Below are 16,060 nucleotides of genomic sequence, written 5' to 3'. Positions count from 1 at the left end.
GGGGTGACGGTCACGTCCGGCGGCCCGGTTGCCCGGTACCAGTGGAGACCCTCGATCCCTGGAACCGGGAGGTACCCCATGCCCCTGCGCCCCGCCCTCGCCACGGCCCTCGGCGCCGCCGCGCTGCTGTGCGCCGCCGTCGGCCCGGCCGCCGCCGACCCCGCCGACCCCGCCGAGCTGGTCACCGTCGACCCGGTCGGCCGGCTCGCGTCCGACGGCACGGTGACGCTGTCCGGCACCTACCGCTGCACCGGCGGCACCGGACCGGTGCTCGTCAGCTCCGCGGTCATCCAGGGCGACCCCGGCCTCCAGCACGGCATCGGCGGCAGCGTCGCCCAGTGCGACGGCGCAGAACACCGATGGGAGCACTCCGGCAAGGCTGCGCCGGAGGTGCTGAAGGCCGGGGCGGCGCAGGTGGAGGCCACCCTCACGGAGCTGCGCCCCTCCGGCATCGCCGTGCTGCCGTCCTTCCACGCGATGTCGCACCAGGACATCGAGCTCGCTCGGAACGACACGCCCTCGCCGTCGCCGAAGAAGCCGGGCAAGAAGTCGCCCAAGACGCCGGGCAAGTCCTCGGCGAAGGCGCCGGGCAAGTCGTCACCGAAGGCGCCGGGCAAGTCGTCGCCGAAGGCGCCGGCCGTGCCCGCTCGCTGATCCGCGACTCCGCCCGCGCCCCTGCTTCAGACGCGGCCGGTCCCGTCCCGGTCCGGCGGAGCCGTCCTCCGCCGGACCACCGGGGCGTCCGGCCGGCGCAGGGCGGCCACGAACTTGTAGCGGGAGCCCCGGTACACCGAGCGCACCCACTCCACCGGTGAGCCCTGCGCGTCCCGCGAGTGCCGGGACAGCAGCAGCATCGGCAGGCCCACGTCGGTGGCGAGCAACTGCGCCTCGCGCGGGGTCGACAGCGAGGTCTCGATCGTCTCGTCGGCCTCGGCGAGATGGACGCCGTACACCTCGGCGAGCGCCGTGTAGAGCGAGGGGTACGTGGCCAGGGACCGGCGCAGGCCGGGGAAGCGCCGTACGGACAGATGGGTCGTCTCGATCGCCATCGGGTCGCCGCCGGCCAGCCGCAGCCGCTCGATGCGCAGCACCTTCTCCCCGATCCCGATGCCGAGCAGGGCCGCCAGCTTCTCGTCCGCGGGCATCTCCCCGATGTCCAGCATCTGCGAGGCCGGGGTGAGGCCCTGGGCGCGCATGTCCTCGGTGTGCGAGGTGAGCTGGAGCGTGCGGTACAGCTTGGGCTGGGCGACGAAGGTGCCCTTGCCCTGGATCCGGTCGAGCCGGCCCTCGCCGACGAGTTCCTGGACTGCCTGCCGGACGGTGGTCCGCGAGGTGTCGAACCGTACGGCGAGCAGACGTTCCGCGGGCATGGCCGAGCCGGGCTGCAGGGCCTCGGCCATGGTGAGCAGCTGTTGCTTGATCCGGTAGTACTTCGGCACGCGCGCGGTGCGGCCGGAGGCCCCCCTGTACGGCTGGGCGCTGCTGACGTCGGTGGTCATGCCTGCCTTCCCGGCTGTGTCGACGGTCTCCCGTTATAGCGACCAACTGCCTTATGGTCTAGTCCAAATGAACGCTCCGGGCGAAAGGGGCGGAATGCGGACGGACGCGCTCCGGTGACTTTCTCGTAACGGCCGGGACCGGCTTTCCGAACCACCCTTGACACTCCAAAAGGTCTAGGCCAAGCTCCACCGTACTGGTCTACACCATTAGTGGCCAGGTCCCGAGCCCTACGTGCAACAGCGTCGTACGCAGGTCACCGCCGAGGGCGTGGGGGGTTAGTGGCATCCCTGAGGAGGGTGGCGTGAAGCGCAAGCTTGCGGCCGCGATCGTGATCGCGGGCATGATGGTCTCCGTGTCGGCGTGCGGCGGGGACGACGGCGACGACAGCGGCAAGAACGCGGGGCCGGACAGCTTCAAGGGTCAGACCCTGACGGTCTGGGCGATGGACGGCTCCACGCCGGACCAGTGGGTCAAGGACGTCACGGCCGCGTTCGAGAAGAAGACCGGCGCCCAGCTGAAGTTCGAGACGCAGAAGTGGGACGGGATCCAGCAGAAGATCACCACCGCCCTGTCCGAGTCCACCCCGCCGGACGTGCTGGAGGTCGGCAACACCCAGACCCCGGCCTACGCGGCCACCGGCGGTCTCGCCGACCTGAACGACCTGAAGAAGGAGATCGGCGCCGACTGGACCCCGTCGGTCTCGCAGTCCTCGGTCTACGACGGCAAGCAGTACGCCGCTCCCTGGTACTTCGCCAACCGCGTCGTCATCTACAACAAGAAGATCTGGGCCAAGGCCGGCATCAAGGACACCCCGAAGACCCGGGACGAGTTCTTCAAGGACCTGGAGGCGATCGGCAAGAAGACCGACGCCGAGCCGATCTACCTGCCCGGCCAGAACTGGTACTTCTTCGACGGCCTGACCATCGGCCAGGGCGCCGACCTGGTGAAGAAGGAAGGCGACACGTACGTCTCCAACCTCGGTGACCCCAAGGTCGCCAAGGCCATGGAGATCTACAAGAAGTACGCCTCCTACTCCAAGGCCCCCAAGGACAAGGACGAGGCCACCCCGCAGCAGGCCGAGGTCTTCGCCAAGGGCAGGACCGGCGCCTTCATCGGCATGGGCTGGGAGGCCGGTACGGCCGTCCAGGCCAACAAGGCCATCGAGAAGGACCTCGGCTACTTCACCATCCCCGGTGAGACCGCGGACAAGCCCGAGGGCGTCTTCCTCGGCGGCTCCAACCTCGCCGTCGCCGAGGGCAGCAAGAAGCAGGCCCTGGCCAAGGAGTTCCTGAAGATCGCCCTGTCCGACCAGTACGAGGGCGAACTGGCCAAGCTCAACGGCGTCATCCCGAACAAGCAGGCCCTGGAGTCCCACCTCAAGGGCAACGCCGTCGCCGAGGCCGCCGCTCCGGGTGCCGCCGTCGGTGGCACCACCCCGCTGATCCCCGAGTGGGGCGCGGTGGAGAACAACCCGAACCCGATCAAGTCGTACATGACGGCCGTGCTGAACGGCAAGTCCCCGGCGGACGCCGCCAAGCAGGTCGAGGGCGAGATCAACAAGCGCCTGGCCCAGCAGAACTGATGACCGCGCCGGGGGCGCCGCACTCGCGCCCCCGGCTCACCTGTGTCGTCCGTACGGCCACGGAAGAGATGGCAACTCATGTCAGTGCAGACCGAAGGCACGGACACGGCCGGTAAGCCCGCTGTCCGCAAGGCCCGGGTGCCGGCCCCGCCGCGCGGTGACAGCCGCACCGGCGGCGCCCCGTCCCGGCGCCGCGCCACCGCCCCCTACCTGCTCCTGCTGCCCGCGCTGCTGGCCACCGTGGTGCTGCTGGGCTGGCCCCTGGTCAAGAACGGCATGCTGTCGTTCCAGAACCTCAATCCGCGCCAGCTCATCCAGCACCTCACCGAGTGGAACGGCGTCGACAACTACCGGGAGGTGCTGAGCGGCGGCGACTTCTGGCACGTCGTCGAGCGCTCCGTCGTCTTCACCGCCGCCAACGTCGTACTGATCATGGTGATCGGGACGCTGGTCGGGCTGCTGCTGGCCCGGCTCGGCACGAAGATGCGGCTGCTGCTCATGGTGGGCCTCGTCCTCGCCTGGGCCATGCCGGTCATCGCGGCCACCACCGTCTACCAGTGGCTGTTCGCCCAGCGCTTCGGCGTCGTCAACTGGGTGCTGGACAAGCTCGGCTGGCACTCGATGGCCGACCACAACTGGCTGCAGACCCAGTTCTCCACCTTCGCCGTGGTCACCCTGCTCATCGTCTGGCAGTCCATACCCTTCGTGGCGATCAACCTCTACGCCGCCACCACCACGATCCCCAAGGAGCTGTACGAGGCCGCCTCCCTGGACGGCGCCGGCTCCTGGCAGGGCTTCACCTCGGTGACCCTGCCCTTCCTGCGGCCGTTCCTGTACGCCACGACGTTCCTCGAAGTCATCTGGGTCTTCAAGGCGTTCGCGCAGATCTTCGCGCTGAACGAGGGCGGCCCCGACCACCTCACCGAGACCCTGCCGATCTACGCCTACGTCGAGGGCGTCGGAAACCAGCACTTCGGGCTCGGCGCGGCGATCTCCTTCCTGACCATCCTGGTCCTGCTCGCCATCACCTCGTACTACCTGCGCATGGTGCTCAAGCAAGAGGAGGACGAGCTGTGAAGCGCTCGCTCTTCGGCCGTATCTGGCCCAACGCGACCGCCGTCGTCCTCTTCGTCGGCTTCGTGTTCCCCGTCTACTGGATGTTCGCCACGGCCTTCAAACCGACCGGCGACATCATCGCCGACGACCCGGTGTGGTTCCCGACGAACGCCACCCTCGACCACTTCAAGAAGGCCGTCGACGCCGACCACTTCTGGACCCTGGTCCTCAACTCCGTCACCGTCACGGTCCTGTCGGTCGTCTTCTCGCTCGTCATCGCCCTGTTCGCCGCCTTCGCCCTGGCGCGGATGCGGTTCAAGGGCCGGCGCGGTCTCATCGTGACGTTCATGCTGGCGCAGATGGCCCCCTGGGAGGTCATGATCATCGCCATCTACATGATCGTCCGCGACAACGACATGCTGGACAGCCTGGTCCCGCTCACCGTCTTCTACACGATGATGGTGCTGCCGCTGACCGTCCTCACCCTGCGCGGCTACGTCGCCGCCGTGCCCAAGGAGCTGGAGGAGTCGGCGATGGTCGACGGCTGCACCCGCCTCCAGGCCTTCGTCAAGGTGATCTTCCCGCTGCTCGCGCCCGGCCTGATGGCGACCTCGCTGTTCGGCTTCATCACCGCCTGGAACGAGTTCCCGCTCGTCCTGATCCTCAACAAGGACGTCGAGAAGCAGACCCTGCCGCTGTGGCTGTCCCAGTTCCAGACCGCCTTCGGCGACGACTGGGGCGCCACCATGGCCGCCTCGTCCCTGTTCGCGCTGCCCATCCTGATCCTCTTCATCTTCCTGCAACGCAAGGCTGTCAGCGGTCTGACCGACGGCGCCGTGAAGGGATGACGCCCCGATGACCACCATCGCCACCACCGCGTCCGGCAGCGGTTCCGCCGCGGGTGACACCCTCACCCGGGACGCCCTCGCGGTGCTGCAGCCGGGGTTCGACGGCACCACCGCCCCGGACTGGGTGCGCCGCCGCATCGGCGAGGGCCTCGCCTCCGTCGCCCTGTTCGGCCGCAACGTCGTCAGCGAGGAGCAGGTCACCGCGCTCACCGGGCAGTTGCGTGCCGAGCGCGACGACCTGCTGGTCGCCATCGACGAGGAGAGCGGCGACGTCACCCGCCTCGACGTGCGCACCGGCTCCTCCTTCCCCGGCAACCACGCCCTCGGCGCCGTCGACGACCCCGATCTCACCCGGGCCGTCTCCCGCGAGCTGGGCCGGCGCCTGGCCGCCTGCGGAGTCACCTTCGACTGGGCGCCCTCCGCCGACGTCAACGCCAACGCCGACAACCCCGTCATCGGCGTCCGCTCCTTCGGAGCGAGCCCCGGCCTGGTGGCCCGGCACACCGCCGCCTGGGTGGAGGGCCTGCAGTCCACCGGGGTCGCCGCCTGCACCAAGCACTTCCCCGGCCACGGTGACACCAACGTCGACTCCCACCACGCCGTACCCCGCATCGACGTCGACGCCGACACCCTGTACGCGCGCGAGCTGCCTCCGTTCCGCGCGGCGATCGCCGCCGGCACCCGGGCGATCATGAGCGCGCACATCCTCGTGCCGGCGCTCGACCCGGAGCGCCCCGGCACCCTGTCCCGGCGCATCCTCACCGAGCTGCTGCGCGGCGAACTCGGCTACCAGGGCCTGATCGTCACCGACGGCATGGAGATGCGCGCCATCTCCGGCACCTACGGCCTGGAGCACGGCGTGGTCCTCGCCATCGCGGCCGGCGCCGACGCCATCTGCGTGGGCGGGGGACTGTGCGACGAGGGCACCGTGCTGAAGCTCCGGGACGCGCTCGTGGCCGCCGTACGCTCCGGGGAACTGCCCGAGGAACGGCTCGCCGACGCGGCGGCCCGGGTCCGCGACCTGGCCGCCTGGACCGTCGCGGCCCGCGACGACGCCGAGAAGACCCCCGCCGACCCGGAGATCGGCCTGGTCGCGGCCCGCCGCGCGCTGACCGTGACCCGCGCGGGCGCCGCCGCACCGGTCACCGCACCTGCGTACGTCGCCCAGTTCAACCCGGCCCCGAACATCGCCGTCGGCGACCAGACCCCCTGGGGCGTCGCCGCCGAGCTGGAGCGGCTGCTGCCCGGCAGCACCGCCGGCTCCTTCACCGGCGAGGGTGCCGGTGCGGCCGTCCTCGCCGCGGCCGAGGACCGCCGGATCGTCGCCGTGGTCCGCGACGAGCACCGGCACGACTGGATGCGCTCCGCGCTCGACACCCTGCTCGCCGCCCGGCCCGACACCGTCGTGGTCGAGATGGGCCTGCCACAGGCCCCGCCGCGCGGCGCCCTGCACATCGCCACCTACGGCGCCGCCCGGGTCTGCGGTGTGGCCGCCGCGGAAGCCGTCGTCGCGGGCTGACCCACGGGCTCACCGGCCGCCCGCCGCAGCGGGCGGCCCGCTCCATCGTGCTCTTTTCCCGGATCCACCGCACTTTGTGTACCAGTTCCAGAGGAATCGCATGCAGACGCCCCACCCGTACCTGCACCGCGCGGCGACCGGCCGCCCCTACTTCAGCACCGACGGCGAGACCTACCTCACCCCGACCCCCCTGCGCGACCTGCAGAAGACCCAGCCGCTGCGCGTACTGTCCGAGGAGGACTTCGCCTTCTGGCAGACGTACGGCTACGTCGTCGTCCGCGAGGCCGTCACGCCCGGCGAGGCCAAGGCCCTGCTCGACTTCGCCTGGGAGTTCCAGGGACTCGACCCCGACCGCCCCGACACCTGGTACGAGGAACCGGAGTTCCGCTCCGAACTCGACCGGCACCTGTTCATCTACGGCTTCGTCGAGGCCTACCACCACCAGCTCCTCTGGGACAGCCGGCAGAACCGGCGCGTCTACGACGCCTTCGTGGACGTCTGGGACAGCCCGGAACTGTGGGTCACCCTGGACCGGCTCAACCTCAACCCGCCCAACATCCGCACCCGTTCCCGCTCCCTGATCGAACCCACCGACGAGGGCTTCGACATCGAGCTGCACTGGGACGTCGACACCACCCTCGCCGTGCTCCCGCAGCGCGTGCAGGGCATCGTCGCGCTCACCGACACCCGCCCCGGACTCGGCGGCTTCCAGTGCGCGCCCGAACTCTTCCGCCGCTTCGAGGAGTGGCGCCTCGCCCAGCCGCCCGGCCGCGACCCGGTCCGCCCGAACACCGACCGCGCCGAGTTCCCGGTGGTCCGCCCCGACCTCCAGGCCGGCGACCTGCTGATCTTCAACGGGCTGCTCGCCCACGGCGTGGCGCCGAACCTCTCCGACAACGCTGTCCGAGCCGTCCAGTACCTGTCGATGATGCCGGCGCTGGAGGAGCACACGGCCCTGCGCGACTCCCGCGTGGAATCCTGGCGCACCCTCGCCACCCCCGACTGGAACGCCACCCTGCTGGGCGACGCCCGCGAGCCCGAAGCCCTCCGCTACGGCCCCGCCGAACTGAACGACCTCGGGCGCAGGCTGCTCGGCCTGGACTCCTGGGCCGGCGCGGAAGGTGCCCGGTGAACCGCGTCTGCCTCACCCTGCCCACCAACCGGCCCTGCTCCGCCACCCTCACCGCCCTGCACGCCGAAGCCGCCTACGCGGCCCGGCACTTCGGAGCCGACGTCCAGCTGCTGATCCTGGACTCCGCCGACGCCGCCACCCGCGCCGGGCACACCCGCACGGTCGCCGCGCTGCCCCCGGAGCCGGGCGTGACCGTCCACCACCTCGACGAGGAAGCCCAGCGGGACTTCCTGCGCCGGGTCATCCGTAAGGCCGGCCTGCCCGGACCGGAGCGCCTGCTCCGCCTGATGCTCCCGCCCGCCGTCTCCTACGGCGCCTGCACGAACCGCGCCTTCCTGCTGGCCGCCGCCCTCGGCTGCGACTCGGTGCACCGCCGCGACTCCGACAGCACCTACCAACTCCACGCCGGCCGACCGGTGTTCCCCGTCCACCACGAACTGCCCTGGCTCGGCCGCCCCGCCGCCGAGGCCGCGGGCGCCGTCACCCGCACCGACCTCGACCCGGCACTGTCCCACCGCCCGGTCTCCCTGGCCGGCGCCTCCTTCATCGGTGAACTCTCCGTCGACATCGGGGAGATACGACGCCTGGACGAGGCCGTCCACCACGACGTGGTCAGCCTCTGGGCCCCCGGCGACTGGCCGGAGGACCGCACTCGCGCGCTGGTCGAGGAGTCCTTCACCGGCGCGGGCACCGCCCCCTTCACCGGCGACCACGCGACCCTCACCGTGGTCGACCCCATGCGCGTGGACATGTGCAACATCGCCTTGGACCGCGCGGTGTACGAGCGCGTCCCCCTCCCACCGGCCACCGACACCATCGGCAGCGACTACTTCCTCCTCCACCTCGTCCATGACGCGGGCCTGCCCGGCATCCTGCACAACCGCAACATCGAGAACTTCCACACCCCCGAACGCCGCACCACCACCGGCTTCCCGGCCTACCAGCGCCGGTTCGTGAAGTTCCTGCTGTCGATGCTCTACTTCCACGACGTGTACGACCGGATGGCCGCCGAGGGCGCGGGCCTGCTGGACGCCCGGCATCAGGTCCGCCCCGACCGGATCGTGGACCTCCTGCGCGAGAGCACGACTCTGGACCGCACGGAGAACGTCTGGCGCCTGGACCGCATCGACACGGCGTACCGCAAACTGGGCGGCCGGTATGCGAAGTTCGTGGACGAACTCGCGTCGGACCGCTCGGAGCTGCTGGACCAGGCGCAGCGGGACATCGAGGCCTTCGCAGACCTGACCGAGGCCTGGCCGGCACTTGTGGAGGCGGCCCGCCCATGAGCGCCCGCACGACGGACCGCCTCACCTACGACCTCACCGGCATAGAGCGCCGATACGACACGCTGCTGAGCGAGTTGCCCGGAACCCGCATCCGCTTCGCCCTCAAGGCCTGCCCCGTCGACGAGGTCCTGCACTGCCTGGCCGCCCGCGGAGCGGGATTCGACGCGGCGAGCCCCGCCGAGATCGAGCAAGCCCTGCACGCCGGGGCCCACCCCGGCCACATCCACTACGGCAACACGGTCAAGTCGGACCACGACATCGCCAAGGCCCACCGCCTGGGTGTCCGCACGTTCGCCACCGACAGCATCGAGGACGTCACCGCCATCGCCGCGCACGCGCCCCGCGCCCGCGTGTTCTGCCGGCTGGCCACCAGCGGGGAGGGCGCCCTGTGGGGCCTGAACCGCAAGTTCGGCTGCGCCCCGGAGGACGCCGTCCGCGTGCTGGCCACGGCCCGGGACGCCGGCCTCGTCCCGGCCGGCCTGTCCGTGCACGTCGGCTCCCAGCAGATGACCGGCGAGGCCTGGCAGCAGGCCGTGGACGCCCTCGCCGAGACCCTGACGGCGCTGGCCGGGCGGGGGATCGTACTCGACCACGTCAACCTCGGCGGCGGCCTGCCCGCGCTCGGTTACCGGGACCGGCACGGCAACCCCCTCCACCCGCCGCTGGACAAGATCCTCACCGTGCTCCGCGAGGGCATGGAACGCCTGAACGCGCTGGCCGCCGCCCCGCTCGGCTTCGTGCTGGAGCCGGGGCGTCACCTGGTCGCCGACCACGGCGTGATCCGCGCCCACGTGGTCCGGCTGACCGAACGGACGCAGCCGGACGGCGGGCGCGCCCGGTGGCTGTACCTGAGCGTGGGCAAGTTCAACGGGCTGTACGAGATGGACCAGGTGACCCACCCGCTGGTCTTCCCGGGGCGGGAGAGCGAGGAGCACGTCCCCGCGATCGTCGCCGGGCCCACCTGCGACAGCGACGACGCCTACGGCGCCGGCCGGTACCCGGTGCCCGTCCCGGCGTCCCTCGCCTCCGGCGACCCGGTCCGGATCCTCTCCGCCGGCGCCTACGCCGGCAGTTACACGACCCTGGGGTTCAACGGCATCCGCCCGCTGCCGACCCTGTGCACCCGTGGCCAGGAAGGACACCACTGACATGACAGGCCTCGTACGGGCCATCACCGAGGCCGACTGGCCCCAGGTCGCCGCCCTGGAGGCCGGGGCGTACGCGGACACCTCGCTCACGGAGGGGGAGGCCCGCCTGCGGTCCCGGGCCTCGGCCGGTACCGGCTTCGTCCTGGACCTCGACGGCCGGATCGCCGGCTACGTCCTCGCCCTGCCCTACCGGCGGTTCCGCTGTCCCGACCTGACCCGCCCGGAACAGGTCGTCCACCACGCCACCAACCTCCACCTGCACGACCTGGTCGTCAGCGCGCCCCTGCGCCGCCGGGGCCTGGGCACCCGGCTGGTCCGGCACCTCACGGACGCGGCCCGCGCCCGGGGCTTCGCGACCATGTCGCTGGTCGCGGTCGCCGGCAAGGAGCCCTTCTGGCGGGCCAACGGCTACCGCCCCCACCCCGAGGCGCGGGTGCCGGCCGGCTACGGCAGCGGCGCGGTGTACATGTCGGCGCAGGTCGCCGCCCTGCGGAAGGCGAGCTGATGACCGCACCCTCCTTCCGGCGCGCCAAGTGGTCGATCGCCGCGCTGTTCTGCTTCCTGGGCTTCCAGTACGGCACCTGGGTGGCCCGGCTGCCCGCGCTGAAGACCCGGCTCGACCTGGGCGCGGGCGAGGTGGGGCTGCTGCTGATGGCCTGCGGGGCCGGAGCGGCGGCCTCCTTCCCGCTGGTCGCCGCCCTGATGCGGCGGCTCGGCTCGCGGCTGCTGTCCCTCGCCTCCGCCGTAGCCCTGATCACCGTACTGGCCGCCCTGTCCGCCGTACCGAACTTCCCGCTGGCGCTGCTCGCCGTGTGCGCCGACGGGGTCGCGGTCGGCTGCCTCAACGTCGCCATGAATGCGCAGGGCGCCGCGCTGGAGCGCGCCCACGGGCGGACCGCCATGTCCCAGCTGCACGCCACGTTCAGTGGCGGGCTGCTCGCGGCCGCCCTGCTGACCTCCGGCGTCACCACCGTGACCGCGTCCGTCCCGGCCCACTTCGCCGTCGCCGGAGCCCTGTTGCTGCTCCTGCTCGGCGGCGCCCGCCCGGGCCTGCTCCCGCACGAGGAGGAGAGCCCGGCCGGGGCGCGGCAGCCGGGGCGGCGCGTCCGTCGCGGCCTGCCCTCCGGTACGACCCTCCTCATGGGCTGCGCCATGGCATTCGGCACCGTCACCGAGGGCGCCATGAACGACTGGTCGACGCTCTACCTGAAGGACGTCGTCAAGGCGTCGGCGACCGTCGCCCCGCTCGGGATCGCGGTCGTCTCCGTGATGATGCTGCTCGCCCGGCTGTGCGCGGACCGCTGGCGTACCCGCTGGGGCGACGGGCGCGTGGTGCGCACCGGCAGTGCGGTGGCCGCCGCGGGTCTGGCCCTCGCCCTGCTCGCCGGGGGAGTGGTGCCCACGCTGCTCGGCTTCGCCTGCGTCGGCCTGGGCGCGGCCGCCGTCACCCCGTGCGTGTACGTGGCGGCGGCCGGCCGCGGCCCGGACACGCTGGCGCTGGTCGCCGCGATGGGTACCACGGGTCTACTGGCCGGCCCCGCGCTGATCGGCTTCGTGGCCGGCGCGGTGAACCTGACCGTGGGCATGGCCACGGTGGCGGCCTCCGCGCTGATCGTCACGGCGACCGCCTTCCGCATCCCGTGGCGCGCCCGCACCCCGGCGCCGGTGGGCTGATCAGTCCGTGGTCGGCGGAGCCAGCCGCGACAGGTAGGCGTGGAACTCGCTCAGGACGCCGCCCTCGCTGGAGGAGGCGTACAGCGTCCCGTCGGGGGTGGTGGACAACTGGTCGACCGCCTGGCCCTTGACGGGCGTGCCGACCGCCTCCCACGTGGCGCCGGACCAGCGGACCAGCTTCGATGCCCCGCTCAGGCCGGCGTACAACCGGCCGCCGTAGTACGCGAACGACGACACGGCGGCCGGGGTGTCCCTGCGGGTCCATGCCGTTCCGTCCCAGTGGCTCACAGCGGAGCCGGAGGCGACCCACACGTCGTTCGGTCCGGTGCTGATCACCTCTCCCAGCATGGTGTCCTCCCCGGAGACCGCCGGGACGGGGACCTCGGTCCAGCGTGTGCCGTCGTAGTGCATGACGAGCCCCTGGAAGTGGCCGCTCGTGCGGCGGTAGCCGGCCGCCCAGATGTCGGTCTCCGAGTTGACGTCGACGGACTCCAACTGGCCCTGGATGCCGGTTAACTTCGTGGTGTTCCAGTTGCTGCCGTTCCAGTGGGTCACCATCGGATACCAGTTGGTGCCCGTCCCGCGGTAGTTGCCCACCGCCCACACGCTGTTCCTGCCGGCCGCTCGGGCGCCGAGCACCTCGGCGTTCTTCGGCTCCGGGTTGAGGTTCGGCGTCCACGTGGTGCCGTCGTAGTGGTTGAACCGGTAGGCGTTCTTGCTGCCGAAGACCCACAGGTCGGTGGGCCCGGTGCCGGCCAGCACGTTGGCCTGGACGTCGGTGGGCATCGTCACCTGCTTCCAGGTGGTGCCGGTCCGCTGCCACAGCCTGGGCGAGTAGGTGCACTCCTCGGTGCACTGGTCGGTGGTCCTGGCGTAGGCGTTCTGACTGTCGAAGGGCAGCAGCGACACCCGTGCGTTGGTGGTGGGCACGGTCAGCGATTCCCAGGTCGGCGCCGCCGCGCTCGCGGGCGAGGCGACGAGGGCCAGGCCGGCCGTGGAGGCCGCGACCAGCACGAGGGCGGCGCGCCGGCCGCCCGAAGTCCGAGTGAACATGATGCTCCCGTGGCGTTCTCTGCAGGTGGATGCGGCCGCGCCGACATCGTGCAGGGGGCGCCTATGAAGCGTCTATGAGGGAGTCACGGACCGCGAGGCCGGGCCGCGACCGGGTGGGCGTCACGCTCTTCGGCGGCCGCCCGGCCCCCGGGACGCGGAGTCCTCCTCCCACGGGGTGTCCGACCGGGCGGCGTCCAGCAGGTGCTCGCCGTACAGGTCCTGCAGCCAGTTGGTCTGGTAGATGGTGTCGAGGTAGCGCTCGCCGAGGTCGGGCGCTATGGCCACCGCGGTGAGGTCCCGGGTGCCGTGCCGGGCCAGCCAGCCCGTCGCGGCGCTGACCACCGACCCGGTGGAGCCGCCGAACAGGAAACCCCGTCTGGCCATGCGGTGACAGGTGCGGATGGTGTCCGCCTCCTCCACCCGGATCACCTCGTCCACGTACGACTCGTCGAGCAGCGGCGGGCGCATGCTCATGCCCAGGCCGGGGATCATCCGGCGGCCGGGCTCGCCGCCGAAGGCCACCGAGCCCACGCTGTCCACGGCGACGATCCGCACCGGCCGGCGCCACTCGCGGAAGTAGCGCCCGCAGCCCATCAGGGTCCCTGCGGTGCCCGTCCCGACGAACAGCACGTCCAGCTGCGGGAAGTTCCCGGCGATCTCCGGGGCCGTCGTACGGAAGTGGGCCCGCCAGTTCCCGTCGTTGGTGTACTGGCTGAGCCACACGTACCGCTCGTCGGAGGCGCACAGCGCGCGCACGTACTCGAGCCGCGTGCCCAGGAAGCCGCCGTTCCCGTCCAGGTCGGTCACCACGTGCACCTGGCTGCCGAGGGCCTCCATCAGCAGCTTCGTCGACAGGTTGCACCGGGGGTCCGTCACGCACAGGAACCGGTAGCCCTTGCTCGCGGCGATCACGCTCAGCGCGACGCCCAGGTTTCCGGACGAGGACTCGACGAGGATGGAGTCCGACGTCAGGCGTCCGTCCCGCTCGGCGCTCTCCACCATCTCGTTCGCGGCCTTCAGCTTGATGGAGCCGGCGAAGTTGAAACCCTCGCACTTGAGGTAGAGGCGGTATCCGAAAATCGACTCCAGATCGACGAACAGACTGCCTTCGTTGAAGGCGTGGGGAGCGGAGATGACGGGCACGGCAGCCTCCTGGTGCCACGGCTGAAGGGCAACGCCCTCAGCCGTACCGGCGCAGGTCGTGGAAGAAGTCGTCGATGAGGCGGAGTTCGCCCGCCCCGGCCACGCGGTCGTAGACGTACTTGCCGACGGCCAGGTCGAGGACGCCGAGGCCGAAGGGCGAGAAGATCACCGGCTGGTCGTGCGGCGGGGCGGCGCGGCCGAGCATCACGTCGTAGAGGGTGCCGTTGAGGAAGTCGCGGTTCCCGGTGCGCTGCTCGACCAGGTGCGGGGAGGTCTCGGCCTTCAGGCAGTGCTCGACGTCGTCCACGAAGTTGGCCGCGGTGAGCAGGACCTCGGGGGCGAGGTCGCGCAGCGACACGTGCAGGACCACGGGGTTGTGCTCGAACCAGCCCGGGGCCGTGACGTGCGGCCGGCCGGCGACGGTGGCGAAGACCACCAGGTCGCTGGAGCGGACCAGGTCCTCGGCGCTGTCGTGGACGGTGATCTGCCCGGTGGCGCCGGCCTGGCGCAGGTAGCCGCGGAAGCCGGCGGTGCTGTCGGCGGACAGGTCGTGCACACCGATCGCGTCGAAGGTCCAGCCGGTGCCGGCCAGGAAGGTGTGGATGTACCGGGCGATCAGGCCCGTACCGAAGAAGCCGACCCGGCGGGGCCGGGTCCGGGTGCGGCTGAGCCAGTCGGCGGCCAGCGCGGCGGAGGCCGCGGTCCGGGTCGCGCTGATGACGGAACTCTCCAGGCAGGCGAACGGGTAGCCCGTGTCGTGGTCGTTGAGGATCAGCACCGCGGAGGCCCGGGGCAGCCCGGTGCCCACGTTGTCGGGGAAGCTGGAGATCCACTTCACGCCGTCCACCTGCGTCGGGCCGCCGATGGAGGCGGGCAGCGCGATGATCCGGGCCGTGGGACGGTCGGGGAAGCGCAGGAAGTACGACGGCGGGTTCACCGAGTCACCGGCGCCGTGCAGCCGGTAGGTGGCCTCCACCAGCTCCACCAGTTCCCGCTCCCGGCCGGTCAGCGCCTGCTGCACCTGCCGGCCGGAGATCACCGCGAAGGTGGGCGCCGGCGCCGGCCGGGGCATGGCCGGCTGGGGGGACGTCGACAGCAGATGGCTCATCGCCGGCTCGCCTCCCCCGTCGGGCAGGAGTCGGCCAGGCGCCGCGGCTCGGCCATGCCGACCAGGACCCGCCGCTCCCCGGTGAACGCCTCTCTGCTGTGCGCGGTGCCGATGTTGTCCACGAGCATCAGGTCACCGGCCTGCCAGGGCTCGCGCCGGGTGTGCTCCTCGTAGGTGGCGTTGAGGAGCTGGACGACGTCCTCGCCGATCGGACTGCCGTCCCCGTAACGGGTGTTGAACGGCAGCGAGTCCGCGCCGTACTCGTCCACCAGGTACTCGCGCACCTCCGGGGCGAGCGTCCACTCGTTGAGGAAGGCGATCTGGTTGAACCAGCACCGCCTGCCGGTGTGCGGGTGTTCCACGACGGCGCAGCGGCGCTGCTCGGTGCGCAGGGAGCCGTCGGGCAGCCAGCGGAAGTCGATGGCGTTCGCGCGGCAGTACCGCTCGATCGCGTCCCGGTCCTCGGTGCCGAACGACTCCGCGAGGGACGCTCCGATCTCGTCGTTGTAGGTACGGGTCAGCAGCCAGCCCTCCTCCTCGAAGCGCTCCGTCAGCTCGGCGGGCAGGGCCTTGAGGATCTCGGCTGCGTCGGCCACCGCCGTCGCCCCGCCCTGCTCGGGCGGCGTCAGGCACGCGAACAGCAGCAGGCCGGGCACCTCCAGCCGGTAGCTCAGCTCGTGGTGCATGCACATCGGCTGGTTGGCCGGCCAGGGCGTGGAGGAGTACAGCCCCGGCCCGTGCGCCTCCCGGGGGGCGAACGCCTCCCGCTCCGGCACGAGTTCACCGGCCAGCCGCGCGAAGACGGCACCGGCCTGGTCGGTGTCCTTCAGGCCGAGGCCGCGCACGAGCAGCGCCCCGTGCTCGGTGACCTGCCCCCTGAGCGCCTCGCGGTAGCGGGCCGCCCAGGCCGCGGCGTCGTCCGGTGGATCGACGCGCAGCATCGCGGGTCTGTCCGGCCGCAGCTCCACGTCGAACGGTGCTGCCAGGGATGAGGACGGCATCTCGGTTTCC

The 16,060-nt window shown here is 71.6% G+C and carries 14 protein-coding genes and 1 pseudogene; 10 read left to right on the top strand and 5 right to left on the bottom strand.

The annotated features are described in order from the left end of the window. Positions 1-78 precede the first annotated feature (78 nt). A pseudogene (locus ACIP4Y_RS10490) lies at positions 79-501 on the top strand (DUF6299 family protein); the annotation flags it as partial. A gap of 179 nt (positions 502-680) precedes the next feature. On the opposite strand, the gene ACIP4Y_RS10485 reads toward ACIP4Y_RS10490, so the two are convergent. Further along, entirely contained in the window at positions 681-1,499 is an 819-nt protein-coding gene (locus tag ACIP4Y_RS10485; RefSeq protein ID WP_401390457.1) for a GntR family transcriptional regulator, read from the bottom strand. 302 nt (positions 1,500-1,801) lie between these two features. Here ACIP4Y_RS10485 and ACIP4Y_RS10480 point away from each other — a divergent pair, with 302 nt between their 5' ends. From ACIP4Y_RS10480 to ACIP4Y_RS10440, 9 genes are all read left to right on the top strand, one after another. Continuing rightward, a complete protein-coding gene (locus ACIP4Y_RS10480) occupies positions 1,802-3,082 on the top strand; it encodes an extracellular solute-binding protein (protein ID WP_401390454.1) in 1,281 nt (426 codons plus the stop codon). A 78-nt stretch (positions 3,083-3,160) separates the two neighbouring features. Further along, on the top strand, positions 3,161-4,159 hold the full coding sequence (locus ACIP4Y_RS10475) for a carbohydrate ABC transporter permease (protein ID WP_401390451.1): 999 nt from the start codon (positions 3,161-3,163) through the stop codon (positions 4,157-4,159). Further along, positions 4,156-4,986 carry a carbohydrate ABC transporter permease gene (locus tag ACIP4Y_RS10470; protein ID WP_401390448.1) on the top strand — a complete coding sequence of 277 codons (831 nt, stop codon included), beginning with the start codon at positions 4,156-4,158 and terminating at the stop codon, positions 4,984-4,986. The genes ACIP4Y_RS10475 and ACIP4Y_RS10470 overlap by 4 nt, the downstream gene beginning before the upstream one ends. Positions 4,987-4,993: 7 nt before the next feature. Further along, the gene (locus ACIP4Y_RS10465; protein ID WP_401390445.1) at positions 4,994-6,505 is read left to right on the top strand and encodes a glycoside hydrolase family 3 protein; all 1,512 of its coding nucleotides are present in this window, start codon (positions 4,994-4,996) and stop codon (positions 6,503-6,505) included. Between the two features lie 100 nt (positions 6,506-6,605). Continuing rightward, on the top strand, positions 6,606-7,637 hold the full coding sequence (locus tag ACIP4Y_RS10460; protein WP_401390442.1) for a phytanoyl-CoA dioxygenase family protein: 1,032 nt from the start codon (positions 6,606-6,608) through the stop codon (positions 7,635-7,637). Next, positions 7,634-8,923: a DUF6271 family protein gene (locus ACIP4Y_RS10455; RefSeq protein ID WP_401390439.1), complete on the top strand. Its 1,290-nt coding sequence runs from the start codon at positions 7,634-7,636 to the stop codon at positions 8,921-8,923. The genes ACIP4Y_RS10460 and ACIP4Y_RS10455 overlap by 4 nt, the downstream gene beginning before the upstream one ends. After that, complete coding sequence (locus ACIP4Y_RS10450) at positions 8,920-10,071, top strand: type III PLP-dependent enzyme (RefSeq protein ID WP_401390436.1); 1,152 nt, start codon at positions 8,920-8,922, stop codon at positions 10,069-10,071. Before ACIP4Y_RS10455 ends, ACIP4Y_RS10450 begins: the two co-directional genes overlap by 4 nt. A 1-nt stretch (position 10,072) precedes the next feature. Then, entirely contained in the window at positions 10,073-10,576 is a 504-nt protein-coding gene (locus ACIP4Y_RS10445) for a GNAT family N-acetyltransferase (protein ID WP_401390433.1), read from the top strand. Further along, complete coding sequence (locus tag ACIP4Y_RS10440; RefSeq protein WP_401390430.1) at positions 10,576-11,745, top strand: MFS transporter; 1,170 nt, start codon at positions 10,576-10,578, stop codon at positions 11,743-11,745. Before ACIP4Y_RS10445 ends, ACIP4Y_RS10440 begins: the two co-directional genes overlap by 1 nt. Here the strand turns inward: ACIP4Y_RS10440 and ACIP4Y_RS10435 are convergent, their stop codons facing one another. The 4 genes from ACIP4Y_RS10435 to ACIP4Y_RS10420 form a co-directional block, all read right to left on the bottom strand. Continuing rightward, on the bottom strand, positions 11,746-12,798 hold the full coding sequence (locus ACIP4Y_RS10435; protein ID WP_401390427.1) for a hypothetical protein: 1,053 nt from the start codon (positions 12,796-12,798) through the stop codon (positions 11,746-11,748). A gap of 120 nt (positions 12,799-12,918) precedes the next feature. Continuing rightward, positions 12,919-13,941, bottom strand: coding sequence for a 2,3-diaminopropionate biosynthesis protein SbnA (gene sbnA, locus ACIP4Y_RS10430; protein WP_358641555.1), 1,023 nt, complete (start codon positions 13,939-13,941; stop codon positions 12,919-12,921). 37 nt (positions 13,942-13,978) lie between these two features. Beyond that, a complete protein-coding gene (gene sbnB / locus ACIP4Y_RS10425) occupies positions 13,979-15,049 on the bottom strand; it encodes a 2,3-diaminopropionate biosynthesis protein SbnB (protein WP_401390424.1) in 1,071 nt (356 codons plus the stop codon). Further along, a complete protein-coding gene (locus tag ACIP4Y_RS10420; RefSeq protein WP_401390422.1) occupies positions 15,046-16,050 on the bottom strand; it encodes a TauD/TfdA family dioxygenase in 1,005 nt (334 codons plus the stop codon). The genes sbnB and ACIP4Y_RS10420 overlap by 4 nt, the downstream gene beginning before the upstream one ends. Between the last annotated feature and the right edge of the window lie 10 nt (positions 16,051-16,060).

It is taken from the genome of Streptomyces sp. NPDC088810 (assembly GCF_044750305.1).
In the GTDB taxonomy this organism is placed as follows: Bacteria; Actinomycetota; Actinomycetes; order Streptomycetales; family Streptomycetaceae; genus Streptomyces.
The sequence above is the reverse complement of the archived record's forward strand: the minus strand, read 5'-3'. Positions and strand labels throughout refer to the sequence as shown.

Excerpts from the sequence above, each read along its gene's own strand:
- ACIP4Y_RS10485 (WP_401390457.1), bottom strand. The coding sequence starts at position 1,499 with ATGACCACCGACGTCAGCAGCGCCCAGCCGTACAGGGGGGCCTCCGGC.
- ACIP4Y_RS10475 (WP_401390451.1), top strand. The coding sequence starts at position 3,161 with ATGTCAGTGCAGACCGAAGGCACGGACACGGCCGGTAAGCCCGCTGTC.
- ACIP4Y_RS10465 (WP_401390445.1), top strand. The coding sequence starts at position 4,994 with ATGACCACCATCGCCACCACCGCGTCCGGCAGCGGTTCCGCCGCGGGT.
- ACIP4Y_RS10460 (WP_401390442.1), top strand. The coding sequence starts at position 6,606 with ATGCAGACGCCCCACCCGTACCTGCACCGCGCGGCGACCGGCCGCCCC.
- ACIP4Y_RS10450 (WP_401390436.1), top strand. The coding sequence starts at position 8,920 with ATGAGCGCCCGCACGACGGACCGCCTCACCTACGACCTCACCGGCATA.
- ACIP4Y_RS10445 (WP_401390433.1), top strand. The coding sequence starts at position 10,073 with ATGACAGGCCTCGTACGGGCCATCACCGAGGCCGACTGGCCCCAGGTC.
- ACIP4Y_RS10440 (WP_401390430.1), top strand. The coding sequence starts at position 10,576 with ATGACCGCACCCTCCTTCCGGCGCGCCAAGTGGTCGATCGCCGCGCTG.
- ACIP4Y_RS10435 (WP_401390427.1), bottom strand. The coding sequence starts at position 12,798 with ATGTTCACTCGGACTTCGGGCGGCCGGCGCGCCGCCCTCGTGCTGGTC.
- sbnB (WP_401390424.1), bottom strand. The coding sequence starts at position 15,049 with ATGAGCCATCTGCTGTCGACGTCCCCCCAGCCGGCCATGCCCCGGCCG.
- ACIP4Y_RS10420 (WP_401390422.1), bottom strand. The coding sequence starts at position 16,050 with ATGCCGTCCTCATCCCTGGCAGCACCGTTCGACGTGGAGCTGCGGCCG.